Consider the following 15,178-nt stretch of genomic DNA (forward strand, 5'->3'; position numbering starts at 1 on the left):
CTAGTCCTCTTCCAGCAGGATTTTCAGGAACGACTCCCGCCGGTTGAGGAAATTCCGCGTCACGCCGTAGTGCTCGGTGTCCTCGTATTCGACCCGGTCGAGCCCGTGTTCGGAGGCCTGGTAGATCCAGGCGTCGGGGTAGCCGAGGATGATCGGCGAGTGGGTGGCGATGATCAGCTGCGAGCGGGCCAGCACCAGCTGGTGCAGCTTGGCCAGGAAGGCCAGCTGGCGCTGCGGCGACAGGGCCGCCTCCGGCTCGTCCATGATGTAGAGGCCGTCGCCCGTCAGCCGGTTCTCGAACAGGGCGAAGAAGGCCTCGCCGTGCGACTGCTCATGCAGCGACCGGTCGCCGTAGCGGCTGCCGGCGTTCTGTTCGAGGTAGGTGGCGACGTTGAAAAAGCTCTCGGCGCGCAGGAAGAAGCCGTCGTGGGCCCGGGGCTGCTTCGCGTCGCGGACCGGGCGGATGAACCGGTGCAGGTCCGAATGGCTGGCATGGGTGGCGAACTGGTGGTCCCGCGAGCCGCCCTCGGCGTTGAAGCCCCAGGCCACCGCCAGCGCCTCGATCAGCGTCGACTTGCCGGAGCCGTTCTCGCCGACCAGGAAGGTCACCCGCGGGTGGAACTGCAGGCTGTGCAGGCTGCGCACGACCGGCAGGTTGAACGGATAGACGGCCTCGTCCCACCCTTCGCGCCGGACGAACTGCGCCTCGATCCAGTAGGGGGTGGTGAGGCCGGCCATGGGGGTCAGATGCTGTCCCTGCGCTCCACGACCAGGATGCGGGCCTCGCCGAGCGGATGGGCGACGTGTTCGTCGCCTGCCTCGGCGAAACAGGCGTCGCCGGCGTTCAGCCGCCGCACGCGTTCCGCGCCAGCCTCACGATAGTGCATGTCGACGGTCCCCGACAGCACCAGAAAGACCTCGGCGCCGTCGTTGACGTGCCAGCGGTAGGGCGCGTCGGTCCAGTGCACCCGCACCGTCACGTCGTCGACCTCGCCGACCGGGGTCGAGGCCCAGGGCCGGTCGCCGGTGAAGGCGTCGAGTCCGCTCAGGAACCGCATCCGCTCACCCCGGCGAGATCATCTTCTCCGGCCGCACGGCCTCGTCGAATTCCGCGTCGGTCAGGTAGCCGCCGCCGACGGCTTCCTCGCGCAGGGTGGTGCCGTTCTTGTGGGCCGTTTTGGCGATCTTGGCGCAGGCGTCGTAGCCCAGCTTGCCGTTGAGGGCCGTGACCAGCATCAGCGAGTTGTCGAGGCCGCGCTTGATGTTGTCCTCGCGCGGCTCGATGCCGACGACGCAGTTGTCGGTGAAGCTGATCGCCGCGTCGGCCAGCAGGCGGACCGACTGCAGGAAGTTGTAGGCCATCACCGGGTTGAACACGTTCAGCTCGAAGTGGCCGCTGGCGCCGGCGAAGGTCAGGGCGGCGTTGTTGCCGAACACCTGGACGCAGACCATCGTCAGGGCCTCGCACTGGGTCGGGTTGACCTTGCCCGGCATGATCGAGCTGCCCGGCTCGTTTTCCGGCAGGCTGAGTTCGCCGAGACCCGAGCGCGGGCCCGAGCCGAGGAAGCGGATATCGTTGGCGATCTTGAACAGACTGGCGGCGACCGTGTTGATCGCGCCGTGGCTGAAGACCATCGCGTCGTGGGCGGCCAGGGCCTCGAACTTGTTCGGCGCGGTGGTGAAGCCAAGGCCCGTGATCGCGGCGATGCGCTCGGCGACCTTCTCGGCGAAGCCGACGGGGGCGTTGAGGCCCGTGCCGACGGCGGTGCCGCCCTGGGCCAGCTCCATCAGCTGCGGCAGGGTCTGCTCGATGCGGTGGATGCCGTTGGCGACCTGCTGCGCATAGCCGCCGAACTCCTGGCCGAGGGTCAGCGGCGTGGCGTCCTGGGTGTGGGTGCGGCCGATCTTGATGATGTGCTGCCAGGCGTCGGCCTTGGCCTTCAGCGCGGCGTGCAGATGCTTGAGGGCCGGCAGCAGGTCGTGGACCACCTGCTCCGCGCAGGCGATGTGCATGGCCGTCGGATAGGTGTCGTTCGACGACTGGCTCATGTTGACGTGGTCGTTGGGGTGGACCGGCTTCTTGGAGCCCATCTCGCCGCCCAGCATCTCGATGGCGCGGTTCGAGATCACCTCGTTGGCGTTCATGTTCGATTGGGTGCCCGAGCCGGTCTGCCAGACGACCAGCGGGAAGTGGTCGTTGAGCTTGCCCTCGATGACCTCGTTGGCCGCGGCGACGATCGTCTCGGCGATCTTCGGATCGAGCTTGCCCAGCGCCAGGTTGGTCTCGGCGGCGGCCCGCTTGACGATGCCGAGCGCGCGGACGACGGGCAGGGGCTGCTTTTCCCAGCCGATCTTGAAGTTGCCCAGACTGCGTTGCGACTGGGCGCCCCAGTAGCGGTCGGCGGCCACTTCGATGGGGCCAAAGGTGTCGGTCTCGGTGCGCGTGGCGGTCATGATCTTTCCCGGCGAAACTTGCAGCGCCGGTTTAGCGCCGGGGCGCGAGACTGCAAGCGTGCAAGGCGTTATGGACGCCTATGACCGACGACTGGACAGCCCGGGGGAAGGTGCGCGCGCGGGAGGGCGGCGGCGTTTTCGAGCTCGTGGTCGACGGGCTGACGACCCAGGCGAAGTACTACAAGCCGCTGATCTACGAGTTCTTCCGCAAGGACTGGCGCGGCGCGCGGCCCAGCTGGGGCGACTTCGGCGTCGAGATCTACATGGACTACGAGGGCGATCCGCCGTGGATGGACCTCGACAACCTGGCCAAGGCGATCCTCGACGCGATCAAGGGCTACGCCTTCCATGATGACGCGCAGGTCGCCCGACTGCTGGTCGAGCGGCGCGCGGGCGACCGCGAACGGGTCACCGTGCGCGTGACACGGCTTTCTTCGCGCGGTCCAGAGCCAGTCCCGCCAGCAGGGCGTCGCCCACCAGGATGAAGGCGCCGTAACGGCCGATGCTGACCGGATCCCATTCCGGGAAGATGTCCTTGAACAGCGCCAGCATGACGCCCGCACCGATCAGGCCCGGTGCGGCGAAGATCGCCGCCGCCAGCAGGCGCTTGCGGCGCGGGAGCCGGCGCAGGCGGGCCACCACATGGAACAGGAACACCACCGCGCCGCCGACGAGGAAGGCGTTGACCGCGTAGAACCAGAAGGCCTTCTCGAGCAGACCCGCTCCGAAGGCCGCGTACCAGGAGGTCGAGACCAGGAAGGCCACGAGCCCCGCCAGACCGAACGTCAGACCGTCTTCTTTTGACACGACAACCACCCCGAACCACCCGTTTCCATCCTGGGGATGCGAGGGCGGCGCCAGAAAGGTGGCGCAGTGTCGCGGGCGTGAAAAGTCAGCTCGCCCAGGGCACGAGTGCGCCGCGGAAAAGCAGCACCAGCGACAGGCCGACATAGACCAGGGTGGTGGCCGTGAAGCGCAGCTTGCGGCCGACCGTCCAGCTCTCGACCCTGCGTCCGCCCCGCCAGATGAACGGCAGCAGCACCAGCGTCACCGCCGCCAGGAAGGCCGCCACCAGGGCGCAGGACGAGGCCGTCAGCATCCAGCCGCCGGGCCAGTCGAAGAAGATCGCCGCGACATCGTCGGCCCGGTTGGCCCAGATCGCCAGCGCGCCGAAGGACAGCAGCCAGAGAATCGCCTGGGTCGTCTGCATCAGGCTCGCGCGGCGCTGCATCGGCGTCTCGCGATGTTCCTTGCGGTCGCGCATCATCAGCCCGCCGAGGGTGGCCAGGGCCGCGATCAGCGCCAGCACGGCCAGATTGACCAGCCAGCCCTGCGTTCCGAAGAAGCCGGCCCGCTGGTACATCGCCGTGCCCGACGACGGGTAGTAGGCGGTCGCCCGGCCGTCCTTGAGGACGAAGGCCATGCGCCGCCAGCCGCCCATCTCGCGGAACTGGCCGCCGGTCCCTTCCGGAACCCACAGCGACGAGCCGTCGCGATTGGTGAAGCGCAGGTAGCCGGCGTCGGTGACCGCCACCCGCGTGCGGGCGTCGATCAGGCCGACGAACTGCTCCAGGCCACGATAGGAACGCCGGGTGCTGATGTATTCGCCGCTGAACACGTCGGCGTTCTGCTTCAGCCAGGGTGAACCCGCGTCCGGCAGGGCCGGGGGCGGGCCGTAGAAGCGTTGCACGATGCGGCCGGTGATCTGGGCCGTCAGGCGCTCGCCGGTTTCGGAGTTGGTCGCGATGAACACGCCGAGGTTCAGCGAGGGGACCACGACCATCGACGACCGGAACGACAGCAGCACGCCGTCGTGGCCCCAGCCGCTCCGGCCGCCGGGCAGCTGGAACTCGCGGAAGCCGTGGGCGAAGCCCGAGACGCCCGGCTTCGGCCGCGACTGCGCGCGGCTGAAGCCGGCGGCGGTGGCGGGGCTGTAGACCTGCACGCCGTCCAGCACGCCGCCGCCGAGGATCATGGTCATGTAGCGGGCCATGTCGCCGGCCGTGGTCGAGGCGCCGGCCGCCGGGGCGACCTGGGTCGTGTACTCGTAGGGGCGCTCGCGCCAGCCCGCGCTGGTCCACAGATAGCCGGTCGCCATGTCACGGGCGAGCGCGGGGGACAGGGGCGTGGGCAGGTCCTTGCGCGCCGGATAGGGCTCGCGGAAGGTCGTGTGGCTCATGCCGAGGGGGCCGGTGATCTCGCTTTCGATCAGCCGTTCGTACGGCTTGCCCGAGACCCAGGACGCGGCTGCGCCCGCCAGCGCCACGCCGTAGTTGGAATAGGCCGGGGCGACGCCCGGCTCACGCACGCGGCGGGGCCGTTCCTGGCGCAGATAGACGTCCAGCGGCCGCACGCGATCGGCGTCACGCTCGAACAGCTGGCCAAGGGCGCGGTCCTCGAAGCCGGGGGCGTGGCCCATCAGGTCGATGACCCGCACCGGATGGTCGAAGCCCTGGTCGCGGACCTGGATCTTCTCCGGCAGATAGAGGTTGATCGGGGCGTCGAGCCGGATGCGGCCGGCCTCGACCTCCTTCATCACGGCGATCCAGGTGAAGGTCTTGGAGATCGAGGCGATGCGGAACAGCGTGCGGTCCGGGTCGACCGGGGCCGCGGGGGCCAGCCGGGCGAAGCCGTAGCCCTTCTTCAGCACCACCTGGCCGTTCTGGACCACCGAAACAGTCACGCCGGGAATGCGGTCGGCGGCCATCGCGTCGCGCACCATGCCGTCGACATAGGCTTCCAGCTCCGCCGGGGGCAGCGGCGCGACGCCGGGGCGTGGGGCGACCGGGACCGGCGTGATGACGGGCGCCGCGGGCAGGGGGCTCTGCGCCGGGCTGGCCGCCGGAGCGACGGCGATCAGAATGGAGAGCGCAGCCGCGAGCGCGGCTTTGACGGGCGATGGCAAGGAGATGTCCCCGGGGAATAGGTGTTCAACGGACTTCTAGGGCGCCGGGGACGCCGGGCAAAGGTCAGTCTGCGGTCAGTGGCGTCATGGTGACTGCACGCCGTGGGCGCCCGGCGGGAAGGGCATCATGCCGAGCCGCAGGCGCAGGGTTCCGTCGATGGCCACCTGGGGCTCGGACGGCGGTGACAGCTGCATCTGGGTCTCCCGCCGCGCGACGCAGGCCTGGATGGCCGGGGCGAGGGCCGGGAAGTTGCGCACGGTCCCGACCGACTCGAGGAAGCAGGCGTCGAAGAACGGATACTTGTCTTCCGAGCTGCAGCCGAACGAGCTGCGGTCCTTGCGGGCCGCGGTGATCACCATCCGCTGCGGCCCTTCGAGCCAGGGGATGAAGACGCCGGAGAAGCAGGCCGAGATGATCACGATGGTCGGCCGGTTGGGGCAGGCCGCATCAAGCAGCGCGGCCATGTCCGAGGGCGCGAGCAGCTTCATCTGCCCGTTGTCGTCGGCCACCGCGCCCTGGGGCGAGCCATGCGAGGTGTAGTAGACAAGGCAGCCCGCCGGGGCCCTGGCCGTGGCCGCCTTGAGCGTGTCGAGCATGGTCTGGGCCGTCAGCCGCGTCGGTCGGGTGTCGGCGTAGCGCTCCGGCCGGGTCGAGAGCTGGGTCATGGCCTCGGGCCGGAAGCCCAGGCCCACCAGGGTCGCGGCGACGTCGCGGCGGGCGTTGTCGAAGGCCTCGGTCGGGCCGCCGTCATGGGCGCGCCAGTCGCCGGCGACGACGATCGAGGCCCAGTTGTTGAACGGGCTCGCCGGCGCGTTGGCGGCGAATGCAGGACCGGCGATGCAGAAGGCCAGCAATCCGATGATCGCGAGAAGCCCCCTGTGCACTGGTCTCAGGCCTTGTACCGGGTGAAGGGAGTCGGCATCGCGGTGCCGGTGGCCCGGGCCAGGGTGCGGCCCTCGGCGTCGCGCAGCTCGCCCTCGGTGAAGGCGATGGTCTTGCCCCAGCGAACCACCCGGCCGATGCCGGTGATCGAGCCGGGCAGGGCCGGGCGGAAGAAGCTGGTCTTCATCTCGACCGTCGGCGCGACGCAGGTCATGCCCGAGGCGACCATGCAGGCCACGCTCATGCATTCATCCAGCATGGCGCAGAGGTAGCCGCCCTGGATCTGCTTCATCGGATTGGTCAGCTGCTCGGTGGCCTCGAAGGCGACCTCGACCTCGCGGTCGGCCTGGGTCACCCGCACCATGCGGAAGCCCAGCAGCTCGGAGCCCGGCGGCCGGCGTTTGGCGTTGGCGAAGCGGGCGAGGATGGCCTCGTCCGTCAGGCTTTGCGGTTCCTCGGCGGCGACGTCGCTCAACGGCGCCTCACTTCTTGCGAAACTGGTCGAGCGACACGACCTTCGGGCCGTCGTCGAGCGGGGGTTTGGGCGCGTCCGGCTCGACCGGCTCGTCCAGGCCGACCGGCTCGAGGTCCGCCGGCGGCGGCTCGAACTGCAGGCCGAACTGCACGTGCGGATCGAAGAAGCGGGTCACCGCGGCATAGGGCACCGACAGCTTCTTGGGCGAGCCGCCGAACTTCAGCGTGACCGTGAAGAAGGTCTCGCCGGGAGCCAGATCCCAGTACTGGTGCTGCAGGACGATGGTCATCTCGTCCGGATACTTGCCCAGCAGGTCCGGCGGGCCCGAGACGCCCGGCGCCTTGGTGCGGAAGCTGATGTAGAAATGGTGATCGCCGGGGATGCCGCCGGGGGCGGCGGCGACCTTGAGCGCGGCCTTGACCACGCCGCGCAGGGCGTCCTGGGCCAGCGCCTCGTAGTTCATCAGGTCTTCGGGCGGTTTCTGTTGGGTGGCCATGACTCAAGACGCCTGTGTGAAGAACAAGCGTAGCCTGTCGCGACGCACTCGCAAAGCGGTGAGGGGCCAAGGAAAGAGGGGAAAGGTGGAGGGGTTCTGTTGGCAGGCCCCCTCCGGGCCCCGCCTGAGGATCTGAACCCCCAGGAGTTTAGGCTGAGTGCGCTAGCACCGCATTACGCGGCGATCGCATACTCTTCAGCGAAGTTATCGTTCGCAGTTAGTTTAATGGCCCGAATCGGTGAGCCACGCCGGGACAAAGCAACGCCTTTAGACGTCTGTCGATGCTGATCGGCCCCATACTTCCGGCGATAACCCGAAGAAGGAATTGGTGGAGCCGCCGGGAATCGCACCCGGGTCCAGTCCGCTTATTACACGCGCGTTTATGTCCATAGCCCGGGCAAGCCCGAACACTCCCAATATAGGGGCGAACGGGCGTGGGGGGAAGGACCGCTGCGTCTATTGGTCTCCCGCCTCGGGGACGGGAATCATCGGCGGCTGGGGCCGGTTGGCGCGGGCGGGCTTGAGGCGGCCGCCGCGGGCCAGCAGCGCCTGGTAGTCGGCGACCTCGCGGCTGAAGTCCGCGCCGCGCGGGAACAGCAGGTCGAAGCGCGGATCCTGGCCCAGCGCGGCGGCGACCAGCGGGCCGAGCGCGTCGGCGATCGAGCCGATCTCCTCGCCGAGGCAGGCGCGGTGCAGCCGCCGGCTGGCGCCGGGGGTGACCAGGGTCAGGTCCCAGGCCACGCCGTCGACGCACAGGGCCGAGGCCGAGCCGTCGGCCTCCTCGATCTCGGTCAGTTGCGGCTGCGCCCACATCGGATGCTCGGCCAGCGCGCGGAAGGCGGCGATCCGGTCCTGGGGCAGCGCCTCGTCGAACGCCACCAGCCGGGCGATGCGCGGCGTGCAGCAGCCGAGGCCCGCCCGGCCCTGGACGAAGGCCTGGCCGTCGCCGCGCAGGGTGACCCGAACAACGCCCTGGCGCACGCCGCCGGTCGGCCGGACCCAGGCCTCGAGGATCATGTCGCCGCGCCGGACCAGCTGTGTCTGCAGCGGCGGGAGGCTCCAGAGGCGGTAGAGCAGGGGGTCGACGCCGTTGTCGATCGGCGGCGGGCGCTCGTTGCGACCGGCGCGTCGGCCGCCCAGCGGATCGGCCGCTTCCGGCGGCTTGGGCCAGGGCTCGGTCCACCAGGCCGCCGGATCGGGCGGCGGCAGGATGTCGGGCGGGGGCGGCGCGGACGCCGCCATAATCGTCAGGGCGAGAAAAAGAGCCGGCAGGTCGGGTCTCCCCTACATGCCCTCGGCGCCTCGCTCGATCGAGAGGACGCCGGTGCGGGACAGTTCCACAAGTCCGAGCGGCCGCATCAGTTCCACGAAGCTGTCGATCTTCGACGGCGCGCCGGTGATCTCGAACACGAAGCTCTCGGAGGTGGTGTCGACCACCTTGGCGCGGAAGATGTCCGACACGCGCAGGGCCTCGACACGGTTCACGCCCTCGCCGCGCACCTTGACCAGGGCCAGCTCGCGCTCGATGCCGCGCGGGTCGCGGGTGACGTCATGCACGCGGCGGACGCTGATCACCTTGCTGAGCTGGGCCTCGATCTGGTCCAGCACATGCGGCGCGCCGCGGGTGACGATGGTGATGCGGCTGGTGTGGGCCTTGTGGTCGGTCTCGGCGACCGTCAGGCTTTCGATGTTGTAGCCGCGGGCGGCGAACAGCCCGACCACGCGGTGCAGCACCCCGGCCTCGTTGTCGACGAGCAGGGCGAAGGTGGCGAGGCTCTCGACCTCGTCCGTATGGGCAAGGTCGTAGGCGGAGGCGGGCTGGGGATCGGTGCTCATGATCGCTTCCTAGACCAGCCGCCGGCCCGCTTCGTCAATCACCGAGCCCATGTCCTCGCCGCCGTCGGGCAGGATCATCTCGTTGTGCGCCTTGCCCGACGGGATCATCGGCAGGCAGTTCTCGTTCTTCTCGACGCGGCAGTCGAAGACCACCGGGCGCGGGCTGTCGATCATCTCGAGGATCTTCGCGTCCAGCTCGGCCGGGTCGCTGCAGCGGATGCCGACCGCGCCGTAGGCCTCGGCCAGCTTGACGAAGTCCGGCAGGCTTTCGGAGTAGCTGTGGGAATAGCGCTCGCCGTGCAGCAGCTGCTGCCACTGGCGGACCATGCCCATCCACTCGTTGTTGAGGATGAAGATCTTGATCGGCAGATCGTACTGGATCGCCGTCGACAGCTCCTGGATGCACATCTGGATCGAGGCTTCGCCGGCGATGTCGATGACCAGGCTGTCCGGATGGGCCAGCTGCACGCCGATGGCGGCCGGCATGCCGTAACCCATGGTGCCGAGGCCCCCGGAGGTCATCCAGCGGTTCGGCTCCTGGAAGCGGTAGTGCTGCGCGGCCCACATCTGGTGCTGGCCCACCTCGGTGGTGATGTAGGTGTCGCGGTCCCTGGTCAGGGCATACAGCCGGTCGATGGCCTGCTGCGGCTTGATGGTCGTGTCGTTGGTGCGGAAGGCCAGGCACTGGCGCGCGCGCCAGCCGTCGATCTGCCGCCACCAGTCGTCCAGGGCGTTGCGGTTGGGCTTGAGGTCGAGATCCTTCCAGGCCGCGATCAGGTCGTCCAGCACGCTGCCGGCGTCGCCGACGATGCCGATGTCGACCCGCACGTTCTTGTTGATCGAGGAGGCGTCGATATCGATGTGGATCTTCTTGCTGTTCGGCGAGAAGGCGTCGAGGCGGCCGGTGACGCGGTCATCGAAGCGGGCGCCGACGCAGATCATCACGTCGCAGTCGTGCATCGCGTGGTTGGCCTCGAAGGTGCCGTGCATGCCCAGCATGCCCAGCCAGGCCGGGTCGGCCGCCGGGAAGGCGCCCAGGCCCATCAGGGTCGAGGTCACCGGCGCGCCGGTCAGGGCCGCCAGCGTGCGCAGGCTCTCGCTGGCCTTCGGGCCCGCGTTGATCACGCCGCCGCCGGTGTAGAACACCGGCCGGCGGGCCTTGGCGATCAGCCTGGCCGCCTCGGCGATGCGGGCGGGGTCGCCCTTGATGCGCGGGGCGTAGCCGTGGCTGAACGTCACCTCGTCGGGGCCGAGGTAGACGCCCTTCGAGAACTGCACGTCCTTGGGGATGTCGATCAGCACCGGGCCGGGCCGGCCGCTGGTGGCGATGTGGAAGGCCTCGTGGATGATCCGCGGCAGGTCGGCGACGTCCTTCACCAGGTAGTTGTGCTTGGTGCAGGCGCGGGTGATGCCGACGGTGTCGGCCTCCTGGAAGGCGTCGGTGCCGATCAGGTGGGTCGGCACCTGGCCGGTGAAGACGACCATCGGGATCGAGTCCATCAGCGCGTCGACGATGCCGGTGATGGCGTTGGTCGCGCCGGGGCCCGAGGTGACCAGCACCACGCCGGGCTTGCCGGTCGACCGGGCATAGCCCTCGGCCGCGTGGGTCGCGCCCTGCTCGTGACGGACGAGGATGTGGCGCAGGCGGTCGCCGTGGCGCTCGTTGTCCTGGAACAGGGCGTCATAGATCGGCAGCACCGCGCCGCCCGGATAGCCGAACAGGGTCGAGACGCCCTGGTCGATCAGCGCCTGCACGACGATTTCGGCGCCGGTCATTTCGCGGGCGATGGTCCTGGGCGGGGCGGACGTGGTGGTGGAGGCGGTCATGGTTCGGCTCTTCGGGGGACGAAAAAGGCAATAAAAAAGGCCCGGTAAGGGCCCTGAGTGCGCGCGACCGGCGACAGCGTGACCGTTCAGGTCACGCCGCTGTCGGCCGCTCGGTAAGTACGACGCTTGAGTTGCGCACGATGTTTGCTCCAAATCGCAGGAGTTGGAGATGCCACGCTACGACGCGGGCGTCAAGGCGGGGTCAAGCGCAAGGAATTGCCCCCAGGCCGCGTCCAAGGCCGTTTCGGTGATCTTCGGCCAGTCAGGAGTCTGGTTACGCAGCCAGGTCAGCTGGCGCTTGGCGTAGCGGCGGGTTTCCTGGCGGGCGAGGTCGGCGGCCTGGTCGAGCGGCATTTCGCCGGCCAGATGCGCGGCCAGTTCGCGCACGCCGACGGCCTTCATCACCGGCAGCTGCGGGTCCAGGCCGCGCGACAGCAGGGTCCGCACCTCGTCCAGCGCGCCGGCCGCCAGCATGGCGTCGAAGCGGGCGTCGCAGCGGGCGTAGAGCCCGGCGCGGTCCGGCACGATGGCCACGGCGCGCCACGCGTCGGGCTCGAGCGCCGGGGCGGTGTCGGCCTGCCAGGCGCTCAGCGGCCGGCCGGTGGCTTCGAGCACCTCCATGGCCCGTTGCAGGCGCATGCGGTCGCCGGCCTCGATGCGGCGGGCGGCGTCGGGGTCGGCGGACGCCAGCAGGTCGCGGAAGCGGGCCTCGCCGAGGGAGTCGTACAGGCCGGTGACGCTCTGGCGGACGGCGGCGGGCGTCGGCGGGACGTCAGCCAGACCCTCCGTCAGCGCCTTGAAATAGAGGCCGGTGCCGCCGACCACCACCGGCGTGCGGCCGCGGGCCTGGATATCGGCCAGCACAGGGGAGGCGGCGCGCAGCCAGCGGCCGACCGACCAGCCGTCGGCCCCGTCGGCCACGCCGAACAGGTGGTGGGGGACCCCCGCCTGCTCCTCGACCGTCGGCCGGGCCGAGAGAACGGTCAGGTCGGCGTACAGCTGCAGGGCGTCGGCGTTGACGATCTCGCCATCCAAAGCCCGCGCCGCGCGCAGGGCAAGGGCGGACTTGCCGCTCGCGGTCGGCCCGGCGATCAGCAGGATCTGACTCGTCATGGTCCCGCCTTAAGCCAAGCGGCGCGGCTTCGCCACCGATAGGCCCTGCGTCCTCGACACGGCCCTTCGGGCCTGCTCAGGATGACGGGCATTTGTGTTGCTGCGTTTCTGCTACGTCATGGTGAGCAGCGCCGAAGGCGCGTGCCGAACCACGCAACCAAGGTTCCCATTCCCGTGAAAGCAGGCTAGGCGGCGCGCATGCAGCTCGTCGTCACCCTCGTCGCCGCCGATCCCCATGATCTTGCCGCCGCCATGGAAGCGGTGGAGATCGCCGTCGCCGGCACGGGGGCGGCCGTGGGTGAGCCGGACCTGCTCGGCCCCGACGCGGCGGACCTGCCGGTCGAGAGCGCGTTTCCGGCGCTGATCCGCGAGCGGGCCGAGGGCGCGCTCGAAGGCCGCCGCGTCGATGTCTGCGTCCAGCCGGCCGAGGGGCGCCGCAAGCGGCTGCTGGTCGCCGACATGGACTCGACCATCATCAACGTCGAATGCCTCGACGAGCTGGCCGACTTCGCCGGGGTCAAGGCGCAGGTCTCGGCCATCACCGAGCGGGCCATGGCCGGCGAACTGGCCTTCGAGGGCGCGCTGCGCGAGCGGGTGGCCATGCTCAAGGGCCTGGCGATCGACTCCCTGCAGGCCTGCTATGACGCGCGGGTGCGGCTGAACCCCGGCGCCGAGACCCTGGTCCGGACAATGGCCGCGCACGGCGCGCGCTGCGTGCTGGTGTCGGGCGGCTTCACCTTCTTCACCGGCCGGGTGGCGACCGCCGCCGGCTTCCACGACAACCGCGCCAACACCCTGATCGAGGAAGGCGGCGTGCTGGCCGGCCTGGTCGGGGAGCCGATCCTCGGCCGCGAGGCCAAGCTGGCGGCGCTGCGGGAAGAGGCCGAAGCGCTGGGCGTCACGCCCGCCGCAGCCCTGGCCATCGGCGACGGGGCCAATGATCTGGCGATGATTGAGGCGGCCGGCCTCGGCGTCGCCTACCGCGCCAAGCCGATCGTCGCGGCCCGGGCCGACGCCCGCGTGGACCACGCCGACCTGACGGCGTTACTGTACTTCCAGGGCTACCGGCGGGAAGAGTTCGCTGGCTGACCCCGTGGCCCATAGCCGTCATGGCCCGGCTTGTCCGGGCCACCCATGCGTGACCGGCTAACAGAAAAGGGCGCGACCGAAGCCGCGCCCTTCCTGAATCCTGGTGTTCCTGGGTGGCCCGGACAAGCCGGGCCATGACGGGATCAGCCGCCGCCGCCCTTGCTGAAGTAGCGGAAGAAGGCGCTGTCGGGGCTGAGGACCAGCGTGGTGTCGCCCTTGCCCATCGAGGCCTCGTAGGCCTGCATCGAGCGGTAGAAGGCGGCGAAGCTCGGATCCTTGCCGAAGCTGGCGGCGAAGATCTTCGCCCGTTCGGCGTCGGCCTGGCCGCGGATGGTCTCGGCCTCCTCGGTCGCGGTGGCGATGATCTCGCGCTGCTGCTGCAGGCCGGTGGCGCGGATACGCGCGGCCTCCTGCTGGCGGGCGGTCTTCATCCGCTCGAACACCGCCGCCTGGTTGGCCTGGGGCAGGTCGGCGGTGCGGATGCGCACGTCGATCACCTCGATGCCGAAGCGCGAAGCGCGGGCCCGGCCGCCCAGGTCGTCGCGCATGCGGCGCATCAGCTGGCTGCGGCGGGTGGAGATGATCTCTTCCGAACTGGCCGTGCCGAGCACCTGACGCAGCGAGGCGTTGATGACCGAGTTGAGCCGCACCGGGGCCGAACGCTCGTCGCCGAGGCGGACGTAGAACCGCACCGGGTCACTGATGCGATAGCGCACGAAGGCGTCGATCATCAGCCGTTCCTGGTTGCCGGCGAGAATCTCGTGCTGGTTCACCGGCAGGTTCAGGTTGCGCTTGTCGAACAGGATGGCGTTCTCGAAGAACGGCAGCTTGATCTTCAGGCCGGGACCGTCGTCGGGGCCGGCGTTGACCGTGCGGACGACCTCGCCGACGCGGATGATCACCGCCTGGTGGGTCTGGTCGACCACGAAGAAGGTCTGGCTCAGAACGATCAGGACGACGGCGGCGACGATGCCGTAGAGCGTGCCACGTTGACTGGTCATTGGGCCGCTCCCGGCTGGCGAACCTGCGGCTGGGCCGCGCTGGTGGCCGTCGGCGCAGCGGGCGCGCGCGGTTTGAAGGTGTCCGGCGACAGGACGATCGGGGCGGTCACGCCCTTGCCGTCGATAATCACCTTGTTCGAGTTCTCGAGCACCCGCTGCATGGTCTCGATGTACAGGCGGTCACGGGTCACACCGGGAGCCAGGCGGTACTGTTCGTAGACCTGGTTGAAGCGGGCGGCCTCACCGGCGGCTTCGCGGACCACCTGGGCCTGGTAGCCCTTGGCCTGCTGGATGATCTGGGCGGCCGTGCCCCGCGCCTGGTTGGCGTAGGACTCGGCGTTCTGGCTGGCGTTGTTCACATCGCGGAACGCGTCGTTGACCTCGGTCGGCGGACCGGCCTCGCTGACCTGGACGCCGTCGATGACGATGCCGGCGTGGTAGCTGTCGAGGATGCGCTGCATCAGCTCGGCGACCTCGATCTGCACCCGGCCGCGGTCACGGCCGATGATGCCGATGATCGCGTTGCGGCCGACGACCTCGCGCATGGCGCTTTCGGCCACGGCCTTCACCGTGTCGTCCGGGTCCTGGATGTTGAACAGGTAGTTGGCCGGGTTCTTCACGTACCACTGCACGGTGAAGGACAGGTCGACGATGTTCTCGTCGCCGGTCAGCATCAGGGTGTCGTTGGCCGCGCCGTTGGCGCCGTCGACCACCGTCTCGCGCAGTTCCGTCGTGCCGACCTTGATCGCCCGCTCGAACAGCGGAAGGTGATAACCCACGCCAGGCCCGTAGCTGCGGGTCCAGGCGCCGAAGGTGGTGACCACCGCCTCCTGCTTGGCCCCGACGACGATGATGCCCGAGGCCAGGTACAGGGCGACCAGGCCGCCGGCGATCAGCGGCGCCATGCGCCGGGGCGACATGTCGCCCCCCGATCCGCCGAGCAGGTCGCGCAGCTGGGCCTTCAGCTGTTGCTGGAACTGGTCCAGGTCCGGCTGGCCCGGAGGCCGGCGGGGCCCGGGGCCGGGACCGGAAGGTCGTTTCGGTTCGTCCCCGGAGGGACCCTTGCCGCCGGAAGGGGGCGGAGCGCCCCAGGGTCCGG

16 protein-coding genes and 1 other RNA gene are annotated in these 15,178 nt (G+C 69.6%); 2 read left to right on the forward strand and 15 right to left on the reverse strand.

Translation table 11 applies throughout. The features are described 5' to 3' along the window. From AC1RN0_RS04130 to fumC, 3 genes are read right to left on the reverse strand one after another with little or no spacing between them, the layout of a single operon-like run. Window positions 1–738: an AAA family ATPase gene (locus tag AC1RN0_RS04130; RefSeq protein ID WP_492786160.1), complete on the reverse strand. Its 738-nt coding sequence runs from the start codon at window positions 736–738 to the stop codon at window positions 1–3. A 5-nt stretch (window positions 739–743) separates the two neighbouring features. Beyond that, a complete protein-coding gene (locus AC1RN0_RS04135; RefSeq protein ID WP_492786161.1) occupies window positions 744–1,058 on the reverse strand; it encodes a cupin domain-containing protein in 315 nt (104 codons plus the stop codon). A gap of 4 nt (window positions 1,059–1,062) precedes the next feature. Further along, window positions 1,063–2,454, reverse strand: coding sequence for a class II fumarate hydratase (gene fumC / locus AC1RN0_RS04140; RefSeq protein WP_492786162.1), 1,392 nt, complete (start codon window positions 2,452–2,454; stop codon window positions 1,063–1,065). 80 nt (window positions 2,455–2,534) lie between these two features. On the opposite strand from fumC, the gene AC1RN0_RS04145 reads away from it, so the two are divergent. Then, window positions 2,535–2,939 (forward strand): RusA family crossover junction endodeoxyribonuclease, encoded by a 405-nt coding sequence (locus AC1RN0_RS04145; RefSeq protein WP_492786163.1) that lies wholly within the window; start codon window positions 2,535–2,537, stop codon window positions 2,937–2,939. On the opposite strand, the gene AC1RN0_RS04150 is transcribed toward AC1RN0_RS04145, so the two are convergent. From AC1RN0_RS04150 to miaA, 10 genes are all read right to left on the reverse strand, one after another. Then, on the reverse strand, window positions 2,863–3,261 hold the full coding sequence (locus tag AC1RN0_RS04150; RefSeq protein ID WP_492786164.1) for a DUF5367 family protein: 399 nt from the start codon (window positions 3,259–3,261) through the stop codon (window positions 2,863–2,865). The two genes, AC1RN0_RS04145 and AC1RN0_RS04150, sit on opposite strands and share 77 nt — an antisense overlap. An 85-nt stretch (window positions 3,262–3,346) precedes the next feature. Continuing rightward, window positions 3,347–5,359 carry a serine hydrolase domain-containing protein gene (locus tag AC1RN0_RS04155; RefSeq protein WP_492786165.1) on the reverse strand — a complete coding sequence of 671 codons (2,013 nt, stop codon included), beginning with the start codon at window positions 5,357–5,359 and terminating at the stop codon, window positions 3,347–3,349. Between the two features lie 84 nt (window positions 5,360–5,443). Beyond that, window positions 5,444–6,244 carry a C13 family peptidase gene (locus AC1RN0_RS04160; protein WP_492786166.1) on the reverse strand — a complete coding sequence of 267 codons (801 nt, stop codon included), beginning with the start codon at window positions 6,242–6,244 and terminating at the stop codon, window positions 5,444–5,446. A 5-nt stretch (window positions 6,245–6,249) separates the two neighbouring features. Further along, window positions 6,250–6,717 carry a PaaI family thioesterase gene (locus AC1RN0_RS04165; RefSeq protein ID WP_492786167.1) on the reverse strand — a complete coding sequence of 156 codons (468 nt, stop codon included), beginning with the start codon at window positions 6,715–6,717 and terminating at the stop codon, window positions 6,250–6,252. A gap of 7 nt (window positions 6,718–6,724) precedes the next feature. Continuing rightward, window positions 6,725–7,213: an SspB family protein gene (locus AC1RN0_RS04170; protein ID WP_492786168.1), complete on the reverse strand. Its 489-nt coding sequence runs from the start codon at window positions 7,211–7,213 to the stop codon at window positions 6,725–6,727. Window positions 7,214–7,297: 84 nt separating this feature from the next. Then, window positions 7,298–7,661: a transfer-messenger RNA gene (gene ssrA / locus AC1RN0_RS04175) on the reverse strand. A gap of 8 nt (window positions 7,662–7,669) precedes the next feature. Further along, entirely contained in the window at window positions 7,670–8,455 is a 786-nt protein-coding gene (locus AC1RN0_RS04180; RefSeq protein ID WP_492786169.1) for a hypothetical protein, read from the reverse strand. 42 nt (window positions 8,456–8,497) lie between these two features. Continuing rightward, the gene (gene ilvN / locus AC1RN0_RS04185; protein WP_492786170.1) at window positions 8,498–9,049 is read right to left on the reverse strand and encodes an acetolactate synthase small subunit; all 552 of its coding nucleotides are present in this window, start codon (window positions 9,047–9,049) and stop codon (window positions 8,498–8,500) included. Window positions 9,050–9,058: 9 nt separating this feature from the next. Beyond that, window positions 9,059–10,876: an acetolactate synthase 3 large subunit gene (locus tag AC1RN0_RS04190; RefSeq protein WP_492786171.1), complete on the reverse strand. Its 1,818-nt coding sequence runs from the start codon at window positions 10,874–10,876 to the stop codon at window positions 9,059–9,061. A gap of 177 nt (window positions 10,877–11,053) precedes the next feature. Continuing rightward, the gene (miaA, locus tag AC1RN0_RS04195) at window positions 11,054–11,989 is read right to left on the reverse strand and encodes a tRNA (adenosine(37)-N6)-dimethylallyltransferase MiaA (protein ID WP_492786172.1); all 936 of its coding nucleotides are present in this window, start codon (window positions 11,987–11,989) and stop codon (window positions 11,054–11,056) included. Window positions 11,990–12,187: 198 nt separating this feature from the next. On the opposite strand from miaA, the gene serB reads away from it, so the two are divergent. Beyond that, entirely contained in the window at window positions 12,188–13,078 is an 891-nt protein-coding gene (gene serB / locus AC1RN0_RS04200) for a phosphoserine phosphatase SerB (RefSeq protein ID WP_492786173.1), read from the forward strand. A gap of 143 nt (window positions 13,079–13,221) precedes the next feature. Here serB and hflC read toward each other — a convergent pair whose 3' ends face one another. Both hflC and hflK read right to left on the reverse strand, forming a co-directional pair. After that, on the reverse strand, window positions 13,222–14,079 hold the full coding sequence (gene hflC, locus AC1RN0_RS04205; protein ID WP_492786174.1) for a protease modulator HflC: 858 nt from the start codon (window positions 14,077–14,079) through the stop codon (window positions 13,222–13,224). Next, complete coding sequence (gene hflK / locus AC1RN0_RS04210; RefSeq protein ID WP_492786175.1) at window positions 14,076–14,999, reverse strand: FtsH protease activity modulator HflK; 924 nt, start codon at window positions 14,997–14,999, stop codon at window positions 14,076–14,078. Before hflK ends, hflC begins: the two co-directional genes overlap by 4 nt. Window positions 15,000–15,178 lie beyond the last annotated feature (179 nt).

It is taken from the genome of Caulobacter sp. GW821-FHT12F03 (assembly GCF_058806855.1).

Bases quoted from the DNA above. Each gene is read 5' to 3' on its own strand.
- hflK (WP_492786175.1), bottom strand. From the start codon at position 14,999: ATGTCGCCCCGGCGCATGGCGCCGCTGATCGCCGGCGGCCTGGTCGCC.
- AC1RN0_RS04190 (WP_492786171.1), bottom strand. From the start codon at position 10,876: ATGACCGCCTCCACCACCACGTCCGCCCCGCCCAGGACCATCGCCCGC.
- fumC (WP_492786162.1), bottom strand. From the start codon at position 2,454: ATGACCGCCACGCGCACCGAGACCGACACCTTTGGCCCCATCGAAGTG.
- ilvN (WP_492786170.1), bottom strand. From the start codon at position 9,049: ATGAGCACCGATCCCCAGCCCGCCTCCGCCTACGACCTTGCCCATACG.
- AC1RN0_RS04130 (WP_492786160.1), bottom strand. From the start codon at position 738: ATGGCCGGCCTCACCACCCCCTACTGGATCGAGGCGCAGTTCGTCCGG.
- miaA (WP_492786172.1), bottom strand. From the start codon at position 11,989: ATGACGAGTCAGATCCTGCTGATCGCCGGGCCGACCGCGAGCGGCAAG.
- AC1RN0_RS04170 (WP_492786168.1), bottom strand. From the start codon at position 7,213: ATGGCCACCCAACAGAAACCGCCCGAAGACCTGATGAACTACGAGGCG.
- serB (WP_492786173.1), top strand. From the start codon at position 12,188: ATGCAGCTCGTCGTCACCCTCGTCGCCGCCGATCCCCATGATCTTGCC.
- AC1RN0_RS04180 (WP_492786169.1), bottom strand. From the start codon at position 8,455: ATGGCGGCGTCCGCGCCGCCCCCGCCCGACATCCTGCCGCCGCCCGAT.
- AC1RN0_RS04145 (WP_492786163.1), top strand. From the start codon at position 2,535: ATGACCGACGACTGGACAGCCCGGGGGAAGGTGCGCGCGCGGGAGGGC.
- hflC (WP_492786174.1), bottom strand. From the start codon at position 14,079: ATGACCAGTCAACGTGGCACGCTCTACGGCATCGTCGCCGCCGTCGTC.
- AC1RN0_RS04135 (WP_492786161.1), bottom strand. From the start codon at position 1,058: ATGCGGTTCCTGAGCGGACTCGACGCCTTCACCGGCGACCGGCCCTGG.